This window comes from bacterium (assembly GCA_016786595.1).
In the GTDB taxonomy this organism is placed as follows: Bacteria; Bdellovibrionota_C; UBA2361; order SZUA-149; family JAEUWB01; genus JAEUWB01.
Map to the genome: position 1 here is coordinate 1 of JAEUWB010000031.1, position 22,004 is coordinate 22,004.

The following is a 22,004-nucleotide window of genomic DNA, read 5'->3' on the forward strand; positions in this document are numbered from 1 at the left end:
TATTCCCTGGCGCTGCCAAGTTCAGCGAGCCCGACAGGAATAAGTACCGAGGAAAGCATCAGTAGTTGCACGCCGAATGCAAATCCAATTCCTCGGCCAATACCCCGACCAGATTGCGCAAAACAATGCCCTGATGGAGTCACTGTGAAGTGTGTTGCTATTATGCCTGGTGGTTGCGCACAATCTGCGCCAGCCTGCACAGTGGGCTGCGTGATCTATCTTAAAAATGACCGTTGCCTTTCGCTCGGACTTGGTTCAGGCAGTGAAAACCATTTTTCTAATGACGATTTCCGCCGACGTTTTTCGTGCGCAAGCACAAGTAGCGCCGATCAATTAAAATATTGCTGTTTAATGCAGCACGAACACTTTCATGCTTGCACCGAAAATAAAGGCCCCCGTATCTGCGAGGAATCTGGTGCGTTTGAGCTTGAGGCAGCTTGTCTTAAAAATGGCATTTCTGCCTCATGTGGTGGCGTGAAAACTACTTGGCCCAAGGAACAATGTGGCGAGTCCTGTAAAGATCTTTTTCGTAGATTAATGCTTGCCAGTTGGACTAAATGTCTCTGCGGAGTCGCTACCAGTTGTAGTACCAGTCCAACAAAAGAAGAGTGTTGCGCTTGCCAAAAGATGTGCTCAAGCCCAGAGTCGATTTTGAATGCACTGCCTGCGGTCTGTAAGTCCGTGCCTGGAATCGCTGATAATTATGCGAATAATTGTCAGGGTCTTGTGAATTCTAATCATGGCTGCTCGATGATTGGTGTCAGTGGACAGATTAATTGCGGGGGGAAGATAACTGTCGGAACTGATCCGCTCTTGGAGTATTAGAGCGTTTCGGGATTCTATCTAGGAAATAGTGAATTGCGCTGATAAATTCTCTATGCTTAGGCTTGAACTTATACTTCTCCTTATTCTTTGTAGGTTAAGGGGAAGTATAAGTTCAAGTTCAAGCCTAAGCTGATGTGTATAAACTCGAGGAAAAAAGGTGGGGAACTGGCTTCTTGAGAACCTTAAGTTCTGGAGCGGGCAGCTTTCGGTGCAAGATGCGTATAGGGCACCTACGACCACCCGCATGTGTTTTTTGCCAGGCCAGAGGGGGGATGGTTCCGAGGAGGGTGACCATCGATTTCCCCCTTGACCTGGGCGTTTGGATGTTGTGATGAAAGGCAACAAAGGGCAACAGAAGCATGAGGATTCAGCGGAGTGCGCTCTGGAGTTTTAATTCCTGCGACCGACGTCAGATTCCAATCTTCCGAGCTCAGAGCTGCCAGTACTTGTTACTTGTCCTTCCGCAACTATTGCTGCGGAGTGTTGATGAAAACACTCGCCGACACCTTCGATTTGGCTTTGCGCCAGAGCTACCGTCGCACATTGTAGATGCATTCGGGTGAACCCGAAAGATCATGTGCTTGGCGTATTTTATCGAACCTGTAAAGGTCTGTGAAGGATTGGCGAGTATGCGCGGCAAGATCAGGAATCCCCGAAGCGGTTCCTGATTGTTGCCAACTTGCAGACGATTGTTGCGCCTGCCTTTGCATGTCACTTCGAGATAGTGGGAACAAACCTCCCACCAATTCTCGCACTTATAGTTTTGCAGCATTTAGACTCGGGTATGCCCATTGAGACATCCAGGCTGCCTTCGGAAACTACTGTTCAAGAACGCATGCTATTCTAGGTGCGAGAATGGAGCTTCATGTCTATCGACTTTGGCCTCCTTCCAGCATCGTACCGACCGGCACGATAGCGACAAGTGTCGCATCAAGGCTGGGGATTAAAAACTCTCTAGTGAGTTCTTAACTCCCATCCCCAATGCAATTTTTCACACGTAAAATTAAGGCTTAAAAACCTTTTTAAGCCAGTTCTACCCAGATGAATTGTAAAAGAACTAAATACTATAAGAGTGGAGTTCATATATTAGCCACAATATATAGTAAATACTTGACAGTTTTGCCCCACGCCAGCTAGTTTTCCTGACTATTATTGAGTAGATATGTCCATTCCAATCAAATTTGAAACAGTCGGCGAAGATTCTTTTGAAATCACTAGATCAACTTCTGGAATAGTTACAATTGGGCGTGAACCAGAAAATGATATCGTTGTTGATAGCACTTCTGTATCCAGGCGCCATGCTTGTATTTTTTCTGCAGGCAGCCAGTGGGTTCTAAGGGATTTCGAAAGCACTAATGGCACTTGGATTAACGGTGTAAAAGTTGTACCCGGTAGTGATTGTCTTTTGCGTCTTGGAGATGTCGTCCAATTTGCCGATGTGCTCATTAAAATTTCAGCAAGCGATGGACAAACTCACACTCAATCAGCTGAATCGCTCTTGATCTTTAAAGGCGAACATTTCGATCGCGAAATTCCCTTTGACGCCGCAACATCACGTTTCGTTGTTGGCGGACCTGAAGCAGATGAAACATACGAAAATGTCTCAACAGATCGCCCCTTGATTATTGTTACTCGTAACCCGCATGGCTTAGAGGCAATTGTCGACTCCCGTAATACGGCAACTGGAGTAGGGGTTGTTGTCGACGGGACAGCGGTTTCTGGCAATGTGGTCCTTAAAGACCGCTCGCAAATTACTTCTGGGCCACTGAATATTTTCGTCAATCTCGCACCCACGCATAACGCTGCCGGTCAAAGTTTTTCTGATCGTAACGCCGCACGCCCCCGCTCTATGTCGGGAGTGCACAGCCGCAAGGACTTGGGCCTCGAAAACCTGACTGAGATTGAGGAGGATAAGAAACGCTTGCTCGATAGTCGACGCTTTGTGTTTGGCGATGCTGACAAAGATAGCACAACACAAACGCAGTTTACGCCTGCAGGTCAGCGGGGCAAGACTGGCGGAAGATCTAGCCATGAAGTTTCTTCAGCAGTTCGCTTTTCGGCAGTAGGGAATGAAGACGAGCCGAATCTCAACGAAAAAACAATTAAGGTCTTGATTGGATTTGGTGTTTTCGTCGTATTCGCTTTAATTATTCTGCTGATTATTCTACTCCTTTATCGCTAACGTTATATTACGGCTATGGCTTCGGAAGATCTTAAATCGAGCGGCACTACTGGTGCATATGATGCAACGGCAATTGAGTCGCGCCTTGCCGAGAGTTGGCAGCAGTCCAAGACTTTTCATGCTGACCCAGCCTCAGCCAAACCGCCTTTTTCGATTGTGATTCCGCCGCCGAATGTCACGGGATCGCTACATCTCGGTCATGCCCTGAATAATACACTGCAAGACATCCTTGTGCGGTATCAAAAAATGTCTGGGGCTGAAGTGCTCTGGATGCCCGGGACTGATCACGCCGGAATCGCTACGCAAAACGTAGTTGAGAAGCAGCTTGCCCAAGCTGGTCAATCCAAGCACGACCTTGGACGTGAAAAATTTCTCGAGCGAGTTTGGGAGTGGAAAGATACTTCCGGTGGGCAAATTATTTCGCAACTAAAACGGCTAGGTTGTTCCTGCGATTGGGAGCGCGAGCGCTTTACGATGGATCAAGGACTTTCTAAGGCAGTGCGCGAAGTTTTTGTGCGACTCTACAAGGAAGGCTTAATTTATCGCGGCGATTACATGATTAACTGGTGCCCGCGGTGTGAAAGCGCGCTGGCAGATCTTGAAGTCGAGTATCCAGATCAAGCAACCTCGGGAATGATTTACCGGCTGCGTTACGAACTTGTCGAGAGCCCCGGAAATTATCTGATGGTCGACACTACGCGCCCAGAAACAATGCTTGGCGATACCGCAGTAGCTGTGCACCCCGAGGACGAACGCTATCAAAAGTTGCATGGCGCTAAACTGCGCCTGCCCATTACAGGACGAATTATTCCTGTAATCGCCGATGCTTTTGTTGATCGTGAATTTGGTACGGGCGTTGTGAAAATTACCCCCGGGCACGATCCTAACGATTTTGAAGCCGGACGGCGTCATCAATTGCCAATTATTACGGTGCTAGATCAGCAAGGGAAAATGAACGATCAAGCGCTGCACTACAAAGGCCTGGACCGTTTCGAATGTCGTAAAAAAATCCTTGTCGAACTCGAGTCCCTCGGAGCGCTAGTCGAAAAGAAGCCACACTTAAATAAAATTGGCCGCTGCTATCGCTGTCAGACCGTGACCGAACCACTAGTTTCGACTCAATGGTTTATGCGCATGCGTGAACTTGCCGACCAGGCAATTCAAGCTGTGCGCGAGGGACGTACCGAGATTATTCCGCAGGCTTGGTCGAGTACTTACTATCAGTGGCTGGAAAATATTCGTGATTGGTGCATTTCACGTCAACTCTGGTGGGGGCATCAAATCCCTGTCTGGTATTGTGAATGTGGCCAGGAAATTGTTTCAACTGAAACTCCAACTGCTTGTGCCTGTGGTAGTAAGAAACTCCGCCAAGACCCGGATGTGCTCGACACCTGGTTTAGTTCTGCGCTCTGGCCCTTTAGCACCATGGGTTGGCCCGACCAAACTGCAACACTCCAGCGCTTTTATCCAACCAGCGTCTTAGTTACAGGCTTTGATATTTTGTTTTTCTGGGTAGCGCGAATGATGATGATGGGCATCAAGCTTACTGGGGTTGTGCCTTTTCATAAAGTTTATCTGCATGCGATGGTGCGCGACGAGCATGGGCAGAAAATGTCGAAAACTAAGGGTAACGTGATTGATCCGCTGGACTTAATCCGGGATTATGGGGCTGATGCCCTGCGCTTTACGCTTTGCATCATGACCCTACAAGGTCGAGATGTGAATATTTCGACCAAGCGCATCGAAGGCTATCGGAATTTCATTAATAAAATCTGGAATGCTACGCGTTATACTGCCAAGGTTGTTGAAGAAGTAGGTACTAAACCTCAGAGCTTCGATCCAAGTTCTTTTGGACAGTGGATTTTATCGCGGCTGAGCACAACTACTGCAGAAGTTAATGCTGCACTCAGTAATTATCAATTTAGTGAAGCTTGTAGCGCACTCTATCGGTTTTTTTGGGATGACTTCTGTGCTTGGTATTTGGAAGCCTCTAAGCCATTGATTAAACTCGGCGATATTAATCAACAGCAGGCAATTGCTAATACTTTAAATTTTGTCGTCGAAACCACGCTCAAGCTCTTACACCCTGTGATTCCTTTTGTGACAACGCAAATCTGGCAGGACCGACATCAGACCGACATTGTTTTAGAAAAATTCCCGCAACTCAGTGATTTGCCACAGTCACTTGACCAGCAAAAAGTTCAAACAGCAGCAGTGTTAATTGAACTAATTACTGCGATTCGCACTGCCCGCGCAGAGAAAAATGTACCACCTAGTAGCGCTGTTACTGTTAGTCTCGAGTGTTCAGCAGAATTACAACAAGTGCTTAGCCTGCAGAGTGACTTAATTGTGAATCTTGCTCGCTTGACAGAGCTTAAATTCTCGAGCGTTGCTCCCGCAGGGGACTATGTTTCTAAATTATTTGCCGGTGCCAATAAGGTTCATCTGAGTCTGCAAGGTTTAATCGATCCAGAGGCAGAGAAGCAAAAACTTTTAAAACAGCAACAAAGCGTGGAAAAAGAATTAGCACGAGTTAAAAATAAACTCGCTTCGACCGATTTTCGTGCTCGTGCACCTGAAATGGTAGTGCAAAAGGAAGAGGAAAAACTCCGCGAGTTTGAAGCTGAACTCAAAATCATCCGACAAGCACTGGCAGGACTGTAAGGACGACAATACCGCAGCTCATGAAAACAAATCTTAAAATTCCACCCGGAATCGACCAAGCACAGCTTGAGCATTTAATTAACTTAGGGCTGATTGAAGACATCGGACAGGATTTTAAATCTGGTGACGTTACGACAAACGCTTGCGTGCCAGCTATTCGTTTGGGAACAGCAACGCTACTGGCCAAGGAAGAGTTAGTCGTCTGCGGCTTATTCTTAGTGTCGCAAATTTTTGCAAAAATTGATCCAACGGTGCAAATTAAAGAACTTGCGATGGAAGGCTCGCAGGTCAAAGCCGGCGCAGTGCTTTGTGAAATTTCCGGCCCACTGCGAAGCTTACTCACAGCGGAAAGACTAATTCTTAACTTCATCCAGCGTCTCTCGGGGATCGCGACCCAAGCCCGCAGACTCCAAGCATTGGTTGCCCCTGTTAAGCTTTACGACACCCGCAAAACAATCCCTGGGTTTAGAGCACTTGATAAATACGCAGTGCGCATTGGTGGAGCTGTAAATCACCGTCGCGGACTGTATGATGCGTTTTTGATTAAAAATAACCACATCGACGCCCTCGACGGAGATATTGTGCAGGCGATAAATAAAGCGCGCCTCGCCAAACCACGCCTCAAACTTGAAGTCGAGGTGCGCGACTTGAATGAACTATCGCTTGCCTTAAGCGCAAAACCCGATGCAATTCTACTAGATAATTTTAGCCCCGCGGATCTTGCTGTCGCAGTCAAGCATGCTCGCTCGATTGCTCCACAAATTGAACTTGAAGCTTCGGGAGGCATTGATCCAAGAAATCTTGAAGCTTATGCCCAAAGCGGAGTCGATGCTATTTCCATGGGCGCGCTAACGCACTCAATAAAAGCCGCTGATCTTTCCCTTCACCTTGCTTTAGTCTCAGAACAATAACGCAAGATGCTTGCTCTCGAAAAAATAAAAGCCTCCTGCAACGAGAAAACCACCGACACTAAAAAATCTGCACTCACGGCATATTTATTCGATCAAATTTCTTCAACCATGGACCTTGCTTCGGCAATTCAGCAAGGACAGGAAATACTAGAACCACATCAAAGCATTGAACTAAACGTCCCGGCACACGAACTCCAAGGACTAACAGCTGTTCTTGCACGCGGGCAAACTCAAGGCCGCGGCCGCCAAGGTCGAAGTTGGACTTCTACGGAAAATCAAGGTCTCTACGCGACAGTCTGCTGGAATCCGCAGGCTAAATTAAATACCTTGCCCGGACTTTCCATAGTTGTCGGCCTGGCTCTGCAACAAGCCTTGAAAAGTTTTAATCTCAAAGTTTCACTCAAATGGCCCAATGACCTGGTGGTCTTCGAGGAAAATCAAACTCAGCTTGTCTGGAAGAAATTGGGTGGCATTTTGATTGAGTCAACTTTGAATGCAGAGGTTTGCTCCTCCATGCGTCTGGGCTTTGGCATTAATCTCCAGCCTGTAGAAATTGCTCCACCCGCCCAGCCAATTAGTTTGAGCGAGCTTGGATTTTATCAGCAACAAGCATGCGACGAAAATATTCTCTTTGTCACTTGCTTATTTGAAATCATCGAAAATTTAAATTTATTGTTAAACACGGGATTTGCACCGTTCCAAGAACGCTTTATGCGCGATTCGAATTTGTGCGGCAAGAAATTATCGCGCAATCACAAAGTTTACTTAGTCGAAGGGATCGATTCTCAAGGCGCTCTAATTGTTAACGATCCTCAAACGCAGGAGAAAAGTCTTTTACATTCAGGCGAAATTGAATTATAATTTCGCCTCGTATTCAGTAACAATCAACAAGGTATCACGCGATATGAGTGGCGCCGGGGGTCCAGTCGATTTAGATAAGCTTTTTGCTGATGTGATCGCTAACGCCCAAAAAGCAGAAGAACGAGCAGCGCTCGAAAAAATAAAAGCTGGCCAAGACGATATTAAACTCGAAGCTGAGCACGTCAAAGACCCAGATTCCGAGGAAGAGGTCCTGAAAAAGCAGGAGGATCCTAAAGGAATTGCTGCAATCACTTCACTAAAAATCCCGCAAAAAGTTAAATTGGCACTCTTTGGCAATAAAGTTATCCGCGCGATCCTGATTCGCGACACTAACCGCCAAATCCCACTCTTCGTTTTGCAAAACGGCCGCATCACTGAAGCTGAAATCATTGACTTCGCAAGAAATGCTAACCTCAATGAGCATGTCTACCGCCGCATCGCTGGAAATAGCTCCTGGACCCGCAGCTATTCCGTTAAACTCAACCTGGTGATGAACGCTAAAGTCCCCGGTGACATCTCCCTTAAATTCCTCTCTTACCTCCATGAAAAAGACGTCCAACGCGTTGCCCGCTCGAAAAATGTCTCCGGACTTGTCGCTGGCCAAGCTCGCAAAATTATCGAAAAGAAAGAGAAAAAAGCTAAGGGGCCAGAAGGTCACTGACCTTTCTTTTGCGGAAAAGAAAGGTCAGCCCAAAGAAAACGAAATTGCCTCGCACGCGCGAGGCAAGGCTCGTGCCACCCATTCAGTTACTCGCAACGACGATTATTCTTCCTGGTCTTCGCTGCCACCTGCTGCACCAATCGTCATTTTGACAGCATCTTCCACAACTTGCCGCTTATCAGCGGGGAGGGCGCCCTCTGCAGTGAGTTTTTCCGCCTCCTCAGAGACGACTTTAAGTAAAAATTTACGCTCTTCGACAGTCATCGGCCGCGTTGGTCGACGCACTCCTTGCACACCAGTTTGACCTTGGGTTGGAGCAACTTTGCCAACATCAGCGCTGCCAGTTACTGAATTAATGCCAGTCGTGCGCGGTGGAACTCCTGATATTTTTTTTACCATAAATTCTTCTCAACTAATGAAAGCGGGGAGGCAATCCCCAAAAGCGAGTAGGTCAAAGCTAAAAATAAAATAATTTGCGCGACCACAAACTGGCTAAACGGAGATTTCTCCTTCAAGCGCCTGAATTCTTGTGCGACTGCTCTAAGTCCAGGACGCACAGATAGCTTCTGCATTTGTCGCTTGGGATTGGCAATTCGTGCAAAAACGTAGTTCAAGATTTCCTTATGCTCACGAATAATGTTGAGTTCATCAATTTTCCATTCTTCGGCAAGTGCGCGCATTGACACACCGTCCCAATATACTCCGTAGACGATCTTTTGATGTACCACTTCCAGTTCGGCTACAATTTCTAGGGCACGCTTGTAATCGACAACTTTCTCAGGGGAAGCGGTGATTTCTTCAAGTGCTAATAACATTGTGGCGCTGGTTAACATCTGACGTACTGAAGTACGCATCAACTCTTCATTGATTTCACCGTCCTCGGTGACAAGTTCACCGTCACGAAGTTCGGGGAATACGTCAAAAAGTTTTGCCGAAATTTCGCGTGAAATTTGTTGTGATTCGGTTTCTGCGCCAGTAGCTTGCTGCCAGGATTTAGATTTTCTGGCTTCTTCGGTGGCTGACTCATGAATGCGTCGGCGCGCATAGGCTCTGAAGGGCACTCCCATTTTAGGGTCATAACGCCTTGCGCAAAATAAAAGCCCTTCGTATGCACCGCCATCGAGTCCATCTAATTGCCAGTCGAGATTCCACGAGCGCGCTACGGATTTAGCAATTGCCGTAGCCCAGCCGGTATGATCTTCGACGAGTTTAGCAATTAACTCGTCAGTGCCTGGGCGGTAGGCACTGTATGTTTCGTTTCGCTCCATAGCGAACTATTTTAGCGTGTAATCTGGAAAAAGAAAATGGATAGTTTTAAGCGTTGCTTCAATTCGCCGCAACGATAGATGCCACGGTAGCTTGCAGCCTGCACTGCAAGCTATTGGCTAGTTCCCCTAGGCAGATTTTCTTAGCCCAGCTACTGCTTCGGTGATTTCAACTACGTTTGATTTTCCACCGCGACGTGTGCGCTTGCGTTTTTCCGTGACTGCTTCGACCTGGAGGCGAATCAATGGGACTTTTGTCGATTCGTTTGCATGTTCACTACCAAGCGACCCTTGAAGTTGCTCAAGCGCACGACGCTTAACACGGGAAATGTGACAACGGCTATAGCCCAATGACTTAGCGATATCGACAAGTGATTCGTCATTCTCAAATGAACGGATAATCACTTCTTGCTCGAGACTATCAAGGCCGGAGCAAGCTGTGCGTGTAGATGAAATGTTTTCTTTACGGATCAGAATTGTCTCTGGACTTTCAACTTGGTGATTCCCAAAGCAAGCACCCTCAGGTGATAAGTGAATAGTTTCGTCATCAGTTGTCGTGTGTACTCCGTTCATAAATTGTGTGTTTTGCACTGCACTTGAAACTGCGCGAACAAGATAACCGCGTAAATGATAGAAAAGGAACGTCATAAAGCCGGCTCCGTGTTCAGGTGAAAAACGTAGCGCAGACTCGCAAAGCGTGAGGTCAACAATGCTATCAAGCTCTTCATAAGGTAGGCGCACTCTCCAGCGGCGTAACATGCTGCGGGCAAGTTTGCGAGCATTGTCACGATGTTCGAGGATGAGCTTTTCGCGGTCGATCTTTGAAGCAGCCTTTTTAGCAGGCGTTTTTTTCGCTGCAGACTTTTTAGCTGTTAATGCGCGCGTGCGTATTTTAGGACCACTTTTACGACTAACTAATTTCTTTACTTGAGCCTTCATTTTACCCCCACAATCCAACGGCATCTGGTGATATCCGACGCCAACCTCATAAAACCGCCTAAAACCTTAGACCCTTCAGTATCTAGTCAGCTTCTCGCGTATTAATGCTTCAATATGGGTTATAACTATTTGAAATTATTGATCTTGCTAGTTGTAACAAAGATGTGCTAGAAGCACATTATTAGTATAGACGACTTTAACTATGTCGTGTTAGTTAATCTCGTAACTTGAATGCATGACTTGAAGTACTTGCTTCAAATCGGCGCGGGCTGGCTTTTGAGGGTTAAGGATTATGATGGGATTGGCTGATATCGCTTCTTTTGTGTGTGCAAGTTTGATTGTTTTGTCGATTGTGTTCTTTAACGACTAACACATTTCTAGTTTTCCCCCCTTGTCGCCTTTGTTTTAATCAATATATTCAGATTTCATTGAGAGACGGACTCGATATAGTCCAGATTAACTTCCAGACTGAGTGCTGCAATATTTGTTGATTAAGCTATAGTCTAGGCAATTGCATTAATATTATTTTGAGTCTGCGACTTACAAATTTTAGAATTTTTATCATTGGCGCACTGCTTTACCTCGGGACATTTTTTGTTTTCCTCGGGGCCATGCCGATCTATCGAGTCTCGGAAGCACGTGAGGGCAGTGTGATCAATGCGCTTGCAGAAGGGGATTCGCTAGTACTGCCCTTGAGGCACGGGAAAATTATCCCTTCTAAGCCGCCACTCTATCACTGGCTGTCCTTTTTTATTTTTCGCCCAGATCGCCCAATCAATGAGTTTCAATTACGCTTTGTCTCGGCACTTGCTGGAATAGGCATGCTAGCTTTAACCTTTTTTACTGGGCAGCGCTTGCTCGGGCTTAATTTCGCAATCGCCAGCACGACAATCTTAGGCACAAGTGTAGGGTTTCTTAATTTGGCTAGCTCTGGCCGAGTTGACATGCTTTTTTCTTTTCTAGTCTGCTCTGGGATTTTTCTTTGGCTTAATGCAGCGCTAAACGCCGGTCGCGATAGGTTGATTCCTCAGCGCATTGTCTATCTAGTGTCACTTTGCTTTGGGCTTTCAATTTTAGCGAAAGGTCCGGTTGGCTTTGTGTTGGGTGTAATTGTCTGCTGGTTAATTTCTGCGGCAACCCAGAATCTGACAACTTGCTATAAGCAAGTTGTCAACCCGAGTTGGATTGTTGGACTTTTGCTGGCGCTGATCGTGGCAGAGCCATGGTATGCGCTAGCTGCCTCGCAAGGTGGAGATGCATTTCTCGAGCGTCAAATTGTTTTCGAGAATATACTACGCCTCATCGGCGGAAGTGGTATTACGATCAAGCCCTTCTGGTTTTATTTTACTCATCTCTGGGGTGAGTTTATCCCAGCAGTGGTACTGATTACAGCAGCAATAATTGGCTTGCTGTTAAAGCGACAATTCTTAGCGCCTGGAGCAATAATAAGTTTCTTCGGCGCTGCTGATTCGACCGAGTCGCGACTAGCTAAAGCGAGCCTGTTTTGGCTACTGGGCGGCATGATATTTTTTAGCATCGCTGCGGGTAAACGTCAGTCTTATTTAATGCCATTGTTACCTGCAGGCTCAATCCTCTTGGCTTTGATCTGTGCCAGGCTTGCCAGCGGAGAAGCAGAGTTGATCCGGAGAATTTCACTTTTAACAGCACTTTGCACGCCGCTTTATCTGGCAGTCTATTTTTCAATCCAGGTTGTGCAAGCCTCAAATCTGACCTTCAAGGGAATTAGTTATGAGCTTGCCCAATTAATTCCAGACACGCAGTCTGTAACAATCGTTAAAAGCCCGAGTGATGAAAGTTTCGATGTACTCTTGTTTTACTTGAATCGCAAAGTTGATTTCCAAGAACTGACAAAAATTAATAACCCCAATGGACTTTACCTCTTTCGTGAAAAAGACAAACGCGCACTCAGTCGCTATCTCAGCCATGTGATCTATACAGCTGAACGCCCGCGGGATCGCAGTCAACGAGAGTTCGAAAACTCAGATAAAAATCCAGAACGTTTGTATCTTGCGCGCCTGAATGCTAAATTGACGCACGCCGTTTTAACCGCGGATTAATAACTTAGATTGGTAAATCTCGAAAAGATCAACGTGAAAGCTACTGATTATTTGCGAAATATTTTCTGCTGGGCACTAGTTCTACTCTCAGCTTGCATTTTACCACCAAGTAAAAAACCTGCTGCCGTGATTAGCGAAACGGAACTGGACCAAGTTACGCTCTTGCAGCGCGGGCGCGATCTTGCCGCGCTTGGACGCTTTGAAGCTGCAGAAGTTGAACTCCGTAAAGCGGCAGCAATTCCAGGCGCGAACTACATTGTCTATAACGACTTGGCCTTTGCTTTAATGGGACGTAGCAAATATGCAGAGGCTGAATTTTACTTGCACCATGTTTTAACAGAGCGCCCACATGATTTCTCGAGCTTGTTGAACCTAGCTAGACTTGCCTACCTGCAAGGTCGGCTCGAAGCTGCGCGCAAAATCTTATTCAAAATTTCTGAATTAAATCGGCAACAAAAACTTCAAGTCGGGGGGCTTAAGCAAGATCAGGCCTTGAGTCAAAATGAATTGAGTTTGCTGCTGACGAATTTATCGATGGTTAATTTCGATCTTGGATACTTTGATGAAGCTTTATGTTTTGCCGAAGAAGCCTATCAAGTCAGCCCGACTGACTATACACTCAGCCGCCTGGTTCGGCTCTTGCTTTGGGCTGAAAAAATTGACAGTGCCTATCGATTTCTGAGCACGCGCCTAACAGCAGCAAATCAACCGCGGCCTACAGAAAATCTGCTACTCGATCTGGCCTTGGTTAATTATTTACGTCACGATTTAGCTGCAGGACGTGCCGCATTAAATCAGCTTTTATCTAGCCCAGCAGAAGCGTCTACTGAAGTGCGCACTTTGGCTTTCTTGCTGCAGGGGGTTTTCTTACAAGATGAAAGTCGCACAGCGGAAATCCGTGACGCTCGAACTCAACTCTTTCAGGCCGAGCCCAAGATCTGCCTGGCAGAATTTGGTAACCGCGTTTCGTACTGGCCGGATATGGCATTACGTGAGGCCGAAGTCTTTTTAGAGCCGATCTGTGGAAACTCAGCTAATCCCCGAGCGATTGTTGAACAAAATCCAAGTGCTGGATTTAAAATCAGAGATTGGATACGTTCTCTTGGCCTTTAACGGATTAATAGTATAGATTGGCTACGCTATGGCAGTTTCTCTAGTCGACAAGAATTCTTCGCAAAATACAAATCAAAAATTCTCTGGGCGCATACCTCCGCACTCACGTGAGGCTGAGCAATCAGTGCTTGGTGCGATTTTAATCGATAATGAAGCAGTTAATAGTGTTTTGGAAATCCTCCAGCCTGGAGATTTCCATATTAAACAACACCAACTGCTCTTTGCGGGGATGATCGCTGTATTTGACCGCGGTGAGCCGATTGACGTTGTGACCTTAACACAGATGTTACGTACCACGAGCGACCTTGATGCAGCTGGTGGCATTGAATATATCTCCCAACTTGTAGAAATTGTCCCGACTTCAGCAAACGCTCAGTACTACGCTCGCCTAGTAAAAAGCATGAGTTTGCGCCGTAACCTCATTCATGAAGCTGGCGTAATTGTTGATGAAGCTTTTGCTGCAGATGAAGACGTTGAAACTTTACTTGATACTGTGGAGCAGAAAATTTTCAAGCTTTCTGAGTCCAGAATCAACAAGGGCTTTTATCGTGTAAGCGACGTGGTTAAAGACTCAATCAAGCAAGTCGAGAAGCACTACATCAGTAAAGAGCCAATCACTGGCCTGGCTTCGGGCTTTTATGACCTGGATAATATTACAGCAGGATTTCAGCCATCAGACTTAATTATTCTGGCGGGCCGTCCAAGTATGGGAAAAACATCCCTGGCGCTTTCGATGGCTTTAAACGTAGGCTTAAATCCAAAACGAGCTGGGGCGGTAGCAATTTTCTCACTGGAAATGTCTAAAGAACAAATTGTGACCAGATTACTTTGTTCGCGCGCGCGAGTTAGTAGTTCCAAGATTCGCTCTGGTAAACTAAGTGAAACTGATTTTCCACGCTTAGTTGAAGCCGCATCAGAATTATCGCATGCCGATGTCTTTATTGATGATACTTCGGCTATTTCAGTTTTGGAAATGCGCGCCAAGGCCCGCAGACTACATCGTGAAAAACCACTGAGTCTAGTGGTTGTCGACTATTTGCAATTAATGCGTGGCTCCTCGCGTTCATCTGACCGCCGCGACCAGGAAATCTCTGAGATCTCCGGTGCGCTTAAAGGTTTGGCTAAGGAATTGAATATCCCGGTGGTTGCACTCTCGCAGCTTAACCGTGGAGTTGAGTCGCGCGATAATAAACGCCCACATATGGCTGATTTGCGTGAATCTGGTGCGATTGAGCAAGATGCAGACTTAATTAGCTTTGTTTATCGTGACGAAGTTTATAATCCGGATACCCCCGATAAGGGTGTTGCTGAAGTGATTGTTTCCAAGCATCGTAACGGCCCAATCGGCACAGTAAAACTTGCTTTCCAAGGCGAATATACACTCTTTGAAAACCTCTCTGAAGAAGCTGCCTATGATTATTTGGGTGAGGATCTGGGTGCGGTTGGCGACGAGTTATTATAAATCATTATAACTACAAAGAAAAAGGGGAAGGATAAGTTCAAGCCTAAGCCTAAGTTTTTTAATACTGTGATCGTATTGTGCAAACAATCACAGCAAGTCCTGGGTTTTATGGGTGCAGCTTGAGCAGTAAGCATGGACCGCTGAAGGTTTTACCGACATCCTTTTCAGTAAAACCTCAAGCTCCCGTTGAGTATCGTCACGCAGAATTTGCCTGACTGAAATAGCCCATACATGGTCACGCGCATTTCTTTCGCCGTCCTTGTTGAACTTGCGCGGATCTTTCTTCTTTGAGCAATGTATCAACTTGCTTGAGGGTTGACCGCAGCATTTTGATCCATGCAGTGCGCCCGAACCTTTGAGGCCAGGAAGAGTCCCAGTCTTTTGGCAGTTTAAATTTGACTGGTGAGATCAGGATCTTGGAATTATCACTTAGCATTCTCAGAGCAGCAGCAAGATTACCTTGAGCATATCCAAGCTTTGACAGTGCAGCTAAGTTGTTGCCAAGACGAGCGAGCATCAAGTAGTTCGTGAAGTCATATCCAGCCTGCGTCAAGATTGTCCAGAACTGAATTGTTATTCCGTTTGGAACCTCTTTAGTCGCAAGTGGATCATCGCTGATTTGAACTATGTCAGGTGGCCCGATCGAAACCTGGCCACAAAGTGACGAAATTGCTCTGCCGAAACGACAAAGCTCCAGTATTTGTGAGAGCGTCATGTTTTTTACCTCATGCTCAAGTGGCAGCGTGAATGGCACCAGAGCATGAGGTGAATAAAAAACCTAAATTACCTTCAGCATCCCGGACTGTTCTACTTGATTGAACTAATGATTGGATTGAACAGTGCGGGATACTTAATTTAACATCTACCCGAGACAGAACTTAAAGGGGCGTATATAAGCACAAAATCGCCAAGAAAACAAAAATCAATCTTTGATAGATATTTCCCGCACTATCTGCAGCAACGCTCTAGGCTACTGATTGTACTGATAAAACCCGCGGCCAGTCTTTCTCCCCAACCAGCCCGCCTCGACATACTTAACTAAGAGTGGACAGGGGCGGTATTTGCTGTCGCCAAGCTCGCGATGCAGGATCTGCGAGATGTAAAGACAGGTATCAAGACCGACAAAATCAGCAAGCTCCAAGGGGCCCATCGGTTGATTGCAGCCAAGCTTCATGGCTTGATCAATATCTGTTGGATCGGCAATGCCTTCCATCAAGACATAGACAGCTTCATTCAGCATTGGAATTAAAATGCGGTTGACAATAAAGCCCGGGAAATCCTGCTTAGCCGTGACCGGCACTTTTCCTAAAGCTTCGACAGTTTCTTTAGTAAGCGTGTAGGTGGCATCACTAGTTTGTAACCCACGAATTAATTCTACGAGCTTCATCACCGGCACTGGATTCATGAAATGCATGCCAACGGTTTTTTCTGGTCGAGAGGTTGCTGCCGCAAGTTTAGTAATGGAAATTGAAGAAGTATTTGAAGCAAAAATTGTTTCTGGTTTACAGATTGTGTCCAGCTCCTTGAATAACTTGGTCTTAATTTCAGTATTTTCGACAATTGCTTCAATTACTAGGTCTACGGCTTTAAACTCTGTGAGTGTGCTTGCAGGTTGGATTAGTTTGACAGTCTGATCACGATCAGCTGCGCTGATCGTGGCTTTTTCTACGAGGCGTTCCAGGCGTTTTTTGATACCGCTAACACCTTTCTCAGTTGCGCCAGCTTGAGCATCATAGACATAAGTACTGACACCTGCAGTTGCAAATACTTGAGCAATACCTGCTCCCATTTGTCCGAGACCGATGATTCCGACGCTTTTAATTTTCATACTTTATAATCCTTCTTCAGTTTCTCAAATCTATTTCTTCAGCTTAATTATTTGGCTGGTTCGACATCGCGCATAAATTCTTCTTTTGGAGATTTCTCTTCGGCTTCATCTGTGACAGCCTGAATTGATTGTGCTCCGATCACAACCCCACCAATTGCGGCGACGACAGTTACTGCAACAAGCCAGAGCGCTCCAATGGCAATACACTGTTCGTTAGTTGTGCCCATTGGAGAAAAAAGCGTCAGGAATAAACTTTCACGTACACCTAGTCCATTGATACTAATTGGTAGGGAAGTAATCACATTTACTACGGGAACCGTTGCTAATAAATAAGTAAAACTTAAAGGCGCGCCAAGTTTTTGGGCGATCAGGTAGACCATATAAATTTGGCTCAAATGGAAGAGTGCTGAAATCGCCGTGGCTGGAATGACAACATTGAGCTGCATCGGAAATGCTTGACGCACGGATTTCGCAAGTCGGCTGAGTTTATGTGGGCCGGGGAAAAGTTTTAATAAAATTGATGGGCCAATCAGCCAACCTAAAATCAAAGTAGCAAGAGCCGTAAGGCCAATTACTACCGGGTGGGGCCCAAGTACTGCTGGTTTAAAAATTGCCGCACTAATTGCTCCGATTGTAACAAGCACTGCTAGTCCATGCACACGATCAGCAATTACAGTGGCAAATGCTGGGGCGCGCTTGCCCTGTGGGGGGAATAAGGCAACACTTCGTGCTACGTCTCCACCGACAGTTCCGAATCCAAAATTATTCACAAACATCCCAAGAAAGTAGGCGCGGATAATTTGCAGCATTTTTGTGCCAATCTCAGCTTGACGCACGAAGATGCTCCACTTAAATGCGCTCAAAATTTGCCCAAGAGCGTAGACTAAAGAAATTTCTAGGGCGGTCATCCAGGAAAATGATTTTAAAGTCTCAAGCAGTTTGTCGAAGTTTGAGCTGCGATAGACGATCACTAGTAGCAGGGCACTAATTGCCAACTGTAAAAAAATCTTCAATCCTAACTTGCGTTTTGATTTCGTCACGAAAAATAGTCCATCAGATATTCAACTGTGAAAACCTCTAAATTTTCACCGCTATTAATACCAGTTTGCAAAAAGATTTTGGATAAAACTGATGATTTTTGCAAACTGGTATATAAGTTGTGTCGTAGACACAACCAGTAAATAAATAGCATTTCCCTTTAAAAAATAAACTCATACATAGCTTATCCACTCAGAGGAAATGTTTTTATAGCTTAACTGTGTTTGCTACAATATCCAAAATAGTTTTGGGAAATGCTATAACTAGCAAATTTGTTGGCGGATAGGAAGCAGGGGAGTTAAATCGAGAGGATGCAGCATCGGAATGTGCTCCTGGCGCTTAAGTTAAGAGCTGGCACCAAGAGTTAACTTGTCAGTTTCAGCTGTCATTGTGAGGGTTAGAATCTGAGTCATTGCCAGCACATTCGAAGAAGTGCGAAGCAATCTGTTAACTTTGTAAATCAGCTGTCATTGCGAACGCCTTCGAAGAAGCGTGAAGCAATCCGTTCACTTATTTAAAAAAAATATTTATACATCCGGTTAACAGATTGCCACGGCTACTTCGTAGCCTCGCAATGACACGAAACGCAAAGAGAGTGCCACGGCTACTTCGTAGCCTCGCATGACACGCTATGCAAGCAGAATTTAATGCGCATTCTTTTTGAGAAATGTTATCACTACAGTGCTACGTCTCCTGGTAAGCCGAAAGGAATCGCATTAAATGTTCCATTCGGTTGAATGATATACCAGGTTGCATTTGCAGTTCTAAAGACGGTCTTGTCTGCGATACCATCGCCGTTAAAGTCTTTATTACAGCTTGGAGTGTCTCCAGGTTCGCCAAACTGTAGAGTATAGCGTGGGCCTTCGCGAGTCGCCACATACCAGCCGAGTAAGCCTGAACTTTCTTTACGGATCGCAACGCGGTCAGCGGTGCCATTTCCTTCCCAATCGCAGGCAAGATAAGCATCAGTCTTCTTGCCCCAGTTGCTTTTGAAAAGCGTTTTGCCGTTCTCGCGCTTAACGATCCATTTTGCACTTTTGGTTTTCTTGTCTTTACTGATTTCAATAATTCCAAAAGCTGACTTTCCTTCTCCAGCAAAGTCGCCAGGAATTGGAATAATCTTGGCTGTGTTTTTGATTGCGCGCCCACGGTTGTCTTTCTTGACACTAGCGAGTTTAACGATTGCAACAGATTGCGCCTGATCTTGAGCAGTGTAGCCATCACTTAAGATATTTGCGGAAGACTTGAGGGCGTAGTAGGCACCTTTAGACTTACGAAATACTGCGATATCATCCACGCCATCGCCATCAAAATCTCCAACGACTGGTTGATCACTGCCATTACCCCAGTGACGAATTGCAGTTGCGCCAGTGCTGGATTTACGGATGTACCAGTTTTTCTCGCTAGCGCGATAAACCGCGAAGTCAGTCTTTTTATCGCCATCAAAATCGCCTGGGACTGGTTTGTCGCCAGGTAAGCCCCATTGCATTTGGATCTGCTGATTGTAGTCGAAGTTACTTGCTGATGTCAGCACAAACCACATTGCTGTTGCTGGTCGAAATACTGCAAGGTCACTCTTTGAATCGCCGTCAAAGTCGAGTCGTTGTGAACGGTCGAGTGCAAACCCCAGTGCTTTGCTATTGCCGAGTAGGTCAGGCTGTGGACTGTTTTGTGAAACTGCTAGACGTTCGCAGGATGTGCCGCTAACGGCTTGAAGTCCTACGGTGGCCAAAGCTCCGTAGTCGCGGAACTGGTCATTTGAGTGGGTGTCGGCATAGTGAAATTCGATTGCGCCGGTTGCTTTGAGACGTGCTTGGAATGTTTGGACTGTAGCTGGGTCTTGGGAATTGCGATGTGCATAACTTTGCACAACCCAAGTGATAGTTGCTTCAGTGCCGAGTTGTTTAAAGTAAACCCCCGACGCACCGCCACTTAGCGCTGCTGCAGCTGGAACATAGTCTTGGTGAAGAATATTTATACCCGGGTCGAGTTTGCTCTGATAGTCGCCAGAATTTGGTAAACTGTTACTATCTGCCATCGGAACGATGCGTCCATTTGCAGAGACAGCGACATTGTTAAACACTCCTCCACAGTATGGGAAGGTAAATCCAAGGGCTACTGGGGCATAGCCGTCATCGACTTGAAGCACGCGGGTGCCAAGGCTGCCATCAAAGTTGTAGTTTGTTGGAATGCGATTGTAGTGCACTTGTGGAATTGGATTTGGGTCGGGCACAACGGTGTTGGTTACGGCTTGATAAGCATCAACCATTCCAGCGTTGGCGATTACGCCAACTAATCCCGGCAGAGGCTTTTTCGTAGCTAAAAGCCTAGCCTTAAGGTCGGTCAAACTAAGACTTGGACTTTGGGCAAGAATTAATGCCGCAACCCCTGCAGCATGTGGAGTCGCCATTGAGGTTCCGTTTAATACTTTATATGTCCCACCTAAAAATGAACTCAAGATGCTTACGCCAGGAGCAGCGATATCAACGCTTAACGCGCCGTAGTTTGAAAATGTTGCTAAATTGCCGCTAGCATCGATAGCAGCAACAGAGACGACGTTATCAACTTCGTAGTTGGCTGGATAAGTCGCTGAAGAGTCATTATCGCGAGCAGCATTTCCTGCAGCGGCGACAAAAAGAATGCCGTTATTTTGCGCCGCTTGCACGGCTTCTTCGAGGGCACGGTCATACATTGATCCACCCCAAGAGTTGCTAAGCACGCGTAGATTTACTCCGCGTTGCTTCATCGTAATAGCATAGTTAATAGCTTGAATTGCGCCAGAGGTTGCTCCTTGTCCGTTTTGGTTGAGGAATTTAAGGCCCATTAGTTTGACATTCCAGTTCACACCGACAACTCCGACCCCATCATTGCCGCGACCGCCGATTGTGCCTGCGCAGTGTGTGCCGTGGCCATTATCGTCAAGTGGGTTGCCGCTACTATTTAAGGCGTTCATTCCATAGACGTCATCGATATAGCCGTTACTATCATCATCAAGATTATTTCCTGGGATTTCTGCTGTATTTGTCCACATGTTTGCAGCTAAGTCAGGGTGTGTATATTCGATGCCTGTATCAATTACTCCGACAACGACGTTTGTAGAACCAGTTGTGATGTCCCAAGCTTCGGGAGCGTCGATATCAATATTAGCGGAGCCACCAGTTTGACCGCTGTTATGCATCCCCCAGAGTTCGCTAAAGCGCGCATCATTGACGCTGCGGTCAATTGTATAGATATAATTTGGTTGAATGTATTCGATTTCACCAGAGGCAAGCAGGTCTTTGGCAGTGTTGAGATCTAGTTCTTCGCCCGCTCTGACAGTTACAACTTCAACATCTACGAGATCGAGTTTTTCTTTGGTTTCTACGTTTAGTTCTGCACTGGCCAGGGCGCGGCGAGTTTGACGCATGTCGCTGCGATATTTAACGATGAATTCTCCAGGCACTACCTGGGCTTCGTCGCCTTGAACTTGCGCTATGGCCAGGCTAGGCAAAGTGAGGATGCTTAAAACTGCACAGCTGATGCCGTAAAAAAAGAGGCCAGATTTACTCCAAGTAATTCTGGCCCCACGTTTATCAATCACTGCCAAGCGTAATTTCATGGCTAAAACTCCCGAAAAACCTTTTTTCAAACCTTGAAGAATTGCTTCTTCGTGAAAACCTGTGCGTATCCGTCTCAATCTAGACTTTTACGTCACAGTTAGTTCATCGTCGGGTGTAGTGTGCTTCTTTACGGAAATCTCTTAGGCTAGAACGATTATTCTGTTTTGATCTTCTGTAGTTAGTTCAATTGTTTAAGTTGCAAAAATACAGATTCAGACTGATTCCTACTTTAGCTTAGGCGAAGTTTTTACATTTCTGTTACACGCGGTTAAGTAAATGTGTAAATCTTCGCTCCGCGTTCCGATGGAAGCTGTTCTTTCCATGTTGAGTTGATTATTTGACGACTAAGCGAAAATACTTACTAGATCAGCAGCGACAGTGCAGAAAGTACGGTGACGATAAGAAAGAGTATCTGCACATATTTTTCGCCACGCTTTAACGCATCTCGCGCACCAAAATTACCACCAATAAAAGTGCCGCAGGCAAAGAAGAGACTCGCCTGATAATTCAAGATTTCTGCGCCATGAAATTGCGCGTAAAAATAAAGCCCAATCGAGGTCAAAATCGAGGCCAAGAAC

18 protein-coding genes are annotated in these 22,004 nt (G+C 46.0%); 9 read left to right on the plus strand and 9 right to left on the minus strand.

Features of this window, described 5'->3' with window-relative positions; translation table 11 throughout:
• Positions 1–144 precede the first annotated feature (144 nt).
• A complete protein-coding gene (locus tag JNK13_04900) occupies positions 145–825 on the plus strand; it encodes a hypothetical protein (protein ID MBL7662075.1) in 681 nt (226 codons plus the stop codon).
• 390 nt (positions 826–1,215) lie between these two features.
• On the opposite strand, the gene JNK13_04905 is transcribed toward JNK13_04900, so the two are convergent.
• A complete protein-coding gene (locus tag JNK13_04905) occupies positions 1,216–1,380 on the minus strand; it encodes a hypothetical protein (GenBank protein ID MBL7662076.1) in 165 nt (54 codons plus the stop codon).
• Between the two features lie 607 nt (positions 1,381–1,987).
• Between JNK13_04905 and JNK13_04910 the strand changes: the two genes are divergently transcribed.
• From JNK13_04910 to JNK13_04930, 5 genes are read left to right on the plus strand one after another with little or no spacing between them, the layout of a single operon-like run.
• Positions 1,988–3,007, plus strand: coding sequence for an FHA domain-containing protein (locus JNK13_04910; GenBank protein MBL7662077.1), 1,020 nt, complete (start codon positions 1,988–1,990; stop codon positions 3,005–3,007).
• Between the two features lie 15 nt (positions 3,008–3,022).
• A complete protein-coding gene (locus JNK13_04915; protein ID MBL7662078.1) occupies positions 3,023–5,671 on the plus strand; it encodes a valine--tRNA ligase in 2,649 nt (882 codons plus the stop codon).
• A 20-nt stretch (positions 5,672–5,691) separates the two neighbouring features.
• Entirely contained in the window at positions 5,692–6,582 is an 891-nt protein-coding gene (gene nadC, locus JNK13_04920) for a carboxylating nicotinate-nucleotide diphosphorylase (protein ID MBL7662079.1), read from the plus strand.
• A gap of 6 nt (positions 6,583–6,588) precedes the next feature.
• Positions 6,589–7,443: a biotin--[acetyl-CoA-carboxylase] ligase gene (locus tag JNK13_04925; GenBank protein MBL7662080.1), complete on the plus strand. Its 855-nt coding sequence runs from the start codon at positions 6,589–6,591 to the stop codon at positions 7,441–7,443.
• A 43-nt stretch (positions 7,444–7,486) separates the two neighbouring features.
• Complete coding sequence (locus JNK13_04930; GenBank protein ID MBL7662081.1) at positions 7,487–8,104, plus strand: hypothetical protein; 618 nt, start codon at positions 7,487–7,489, stop codon at positions 8,102–8,104.
• Between the two features lie 102 nt (positions 8,105–8,206).
• On the opposite strand, the gene JNK13_04935 is transcribed toward JNK13_04930, so the two are convergent.
• From JNK13_04935 to JNK13_04945, 3 genes are all read right to left on the minus strand, one after another.
• Positions 8,207–8,503, minus strand: coding sequence for a hypothetical protein (locus JNK13_04935; GenBank protein MBL7662082.1), 297 nt, complete (start codon positions 8,501–8,503; stop codon positions 8,207–8,209).
• Entirely contained in the window at positions 8,497–9,372 is an 876-nt protein-coding gene (locus JNK13_04940) for a hypothetical protein (GenBank protein ID MBL7662083.1), read from the minus strand. Before JNK13_04940 ends, JNK13_04935 begins: the two co-directional genes overlap by 7 nt.
• A 126-nt stretch (positions 9,373–9,498) precedes the next feature.
• Positions 9,499–10,308, minus strand: a complete 810-nt coding sequence (locus tag JNK13_04945) for a sigma-70 family RNA polymerase sigma factor (protein MBL7662084.1) — start codon at positions 10,306–10,308, stop codon at positions 9,499–9,501.
• A gap of 527 nt (positions 10,309–10,835) precedes the next feature.
• Here JNK13_04945 and JNK13_04950 point away from each other — a divergent pair.
• From JNK13_04950 to dnaB, 3 genes are read left to right on the plus strand one after another with little or no spacing between them, the layout of a single operon-like run.
• Entirely contained in the window at positions 10,836–12,386 is a 1,551-nt protein-coding gene (locus JNK13_04950) for a glycosyltransferase family 39 protein (protein ID MBL7662085.1), read from the plus strand.
• 33 nt (positions 12,387–12,419) lie between these two features.
• Positions 12,420–13,499 (plus strand): tetratricopeptide repeat protein, encoded by a 1,080-nt coding sequence (locus JNK13_04955; GenBank protein ID MBL7662086.1) that lies wholly within the window; start codon positions 12,420–12,422, stop codon positions 13,497–13,499.
• A gap of 28 nt (positions 13,500–13,527) precedes the next feature.
• Positions 13,528–14,961 carry a replicative DNA helicase gene (gene dnaB, locus JNK13_04960; protein ID MBL7662087.1) on the plus strand — a complete coding sequence of 478 codons (1,434 nt, stop codon included), beginning with the start codon at positions 13,528–13,530 and terminating at the stop codon, positions 14,959–14,961.
• Positions 14,962–15,196: 235 nt separating this feature from the next.
• On the opposite strand, the gene JNK13_04965 is transcribed toward dnaB, so the two are convergent.
• The 5 genes from JNK13_04965 to JNK13_04985 form a co-directional block, all read right to left on the minus strand.
• Complete coding sequence (locus tag JNK13_04965; GenBank protein ID MBL7662088.1) at positions 15,197–15,676, minus strand: hypothetical protein; 480 nt, start codon at positions 15,674–15,676, stop codon at positions 15,197–15,199.
• 255 nt (positions 15,677–15,931) lie between these two features.
• Positions 15,932–16,789: a 3-hydroxybutyryl-CoA dehydrogenase gene (locus JNK13_04970; GenBank protein ID MBL7662089.1), complete on the minus strand. Its 858-nt coding sequence runs from the start codon at positions 16,787–16,789 to the stop codon at positions 15,932–15,934.
• A 47-nt stretch (positions 16,790–16,836) separates the two neighbouring features.
• A complete protein-coding gene (locus JNK13_04975; protein MBL7662090.1) occupies positions 16,837–17,829 on the minus strand; it encodes a flippase-like domain-containing protein in 993 nt (330 codons plus the stop codon).
• A gap of 674 nt (positions 17,830–18,503) precedes the next feature.
• Entirely contained in the window at positions 18,504–21,503 is a 3,000-nt protein-coding gene (locus tag JNK13_04980) for a S8 family serine peptidase (protein ID MBL7662091.1), read from the minus strand.
• Positions 21,504–21,787: 284 nt separating this feature from the next.
• On the minus strand, positions 21,788–22,004 hold a 217-nt coding region (locus tag JNK13_04985), incomplete at its 5' end, for a hypothetical protein (GenBank protein MBL7662092.1).

What these genes read in the sequence shown, in the direction of transcription:
- JNK13_04930 (MBL7662081.1), top strand. Translation starts at nt 7,487, where the DNA reads ATGAGTGGCGCCGGGGGTCCAGTCGATTTAGATAAGCTTTTTGCTGAT.
- JNK13_04940 (MBL7662083.1), bottom strand. Translation starts at nt 9,372, where the DNA reads ATGGAGCGAAACGAAACATACAGTGCCTACCGCCCAGGCACTGACGAG.
- JNK13_04945 (MBL7662084.1), bottom strand. Translation starts at nt 10,308, where the DNA reads ATGAAGGCTCAAGTAAAGAAATTAGTTAGTCGTAAAAGTGGTCCTAAA.
- JNK13_04970 (MBL7662089.1), bottom strand. Translation starts at nt 16,789, where the DNA reads ATGAAAATTAAAAGCGTCGGAATCATCGGTCTCGGACAAATGGGAGCA.
- JNK13_04910 (MBL7662077.1), top strand. Translation starts at nt 1,988, where the DNA reads ATGTCCATTCCAATCAAATTTGAAACAGTCGGCGAAGATTCTTTTGAA.
- JNK13_04915 (MBL7662078.1), top strand. Translation starts at nt 3,023, where the DNA reads ATGGCTTCGGAAGATCTTAAATCGAGCGGCACTACTGGTGCATATGAT.
- JNK13_04925 (MBL7662080.1), top strand. Translation starts at nt 6,589, where the DNA reads ATGCTTGCTCTCGAAAAAATAAAAGCCTCCTGCAACGAGAAAACCACC.
- JNK13_04965 (MBL7662088.1), bottom strand. Translation starts at nt 15,676, where the DNA reads ATGACGCTCTCACAAATACTGGAGCTTTGTCGTTTCGGCAGAGCAATT.
- dnaB (MBL7662087.1), top strand. Translation starts at nt 13,528, where the DNA reads ATGGCAGTTTCTCTAGTCGACAAGAATTCTTCGCAAAATACAAATCAA.
- nadC (MBL7662079.1), top strand. Translation starts at nt 5,692, where the DNA reads ATGAAAACAAATCTTAAAATTCCACCCGGAATCGACCAAGCACAGCTT.
- JNK13_04905 (MBL7662076.1), bottom strand. Translation starts at nt 1,380, where the DNA reads ATGCATCTACAATGTGCGACGGTAGCTCTGGCGCAAAGCCAAATCGAA.
- JNK13_04935 (MBL7662082.1), bottom strand. Translation starts at nt 8,503, where the DNA reads ATGGTAAAAAAAATATCAGGAGTTCCACCGCGCACGACTGGCATTAAT.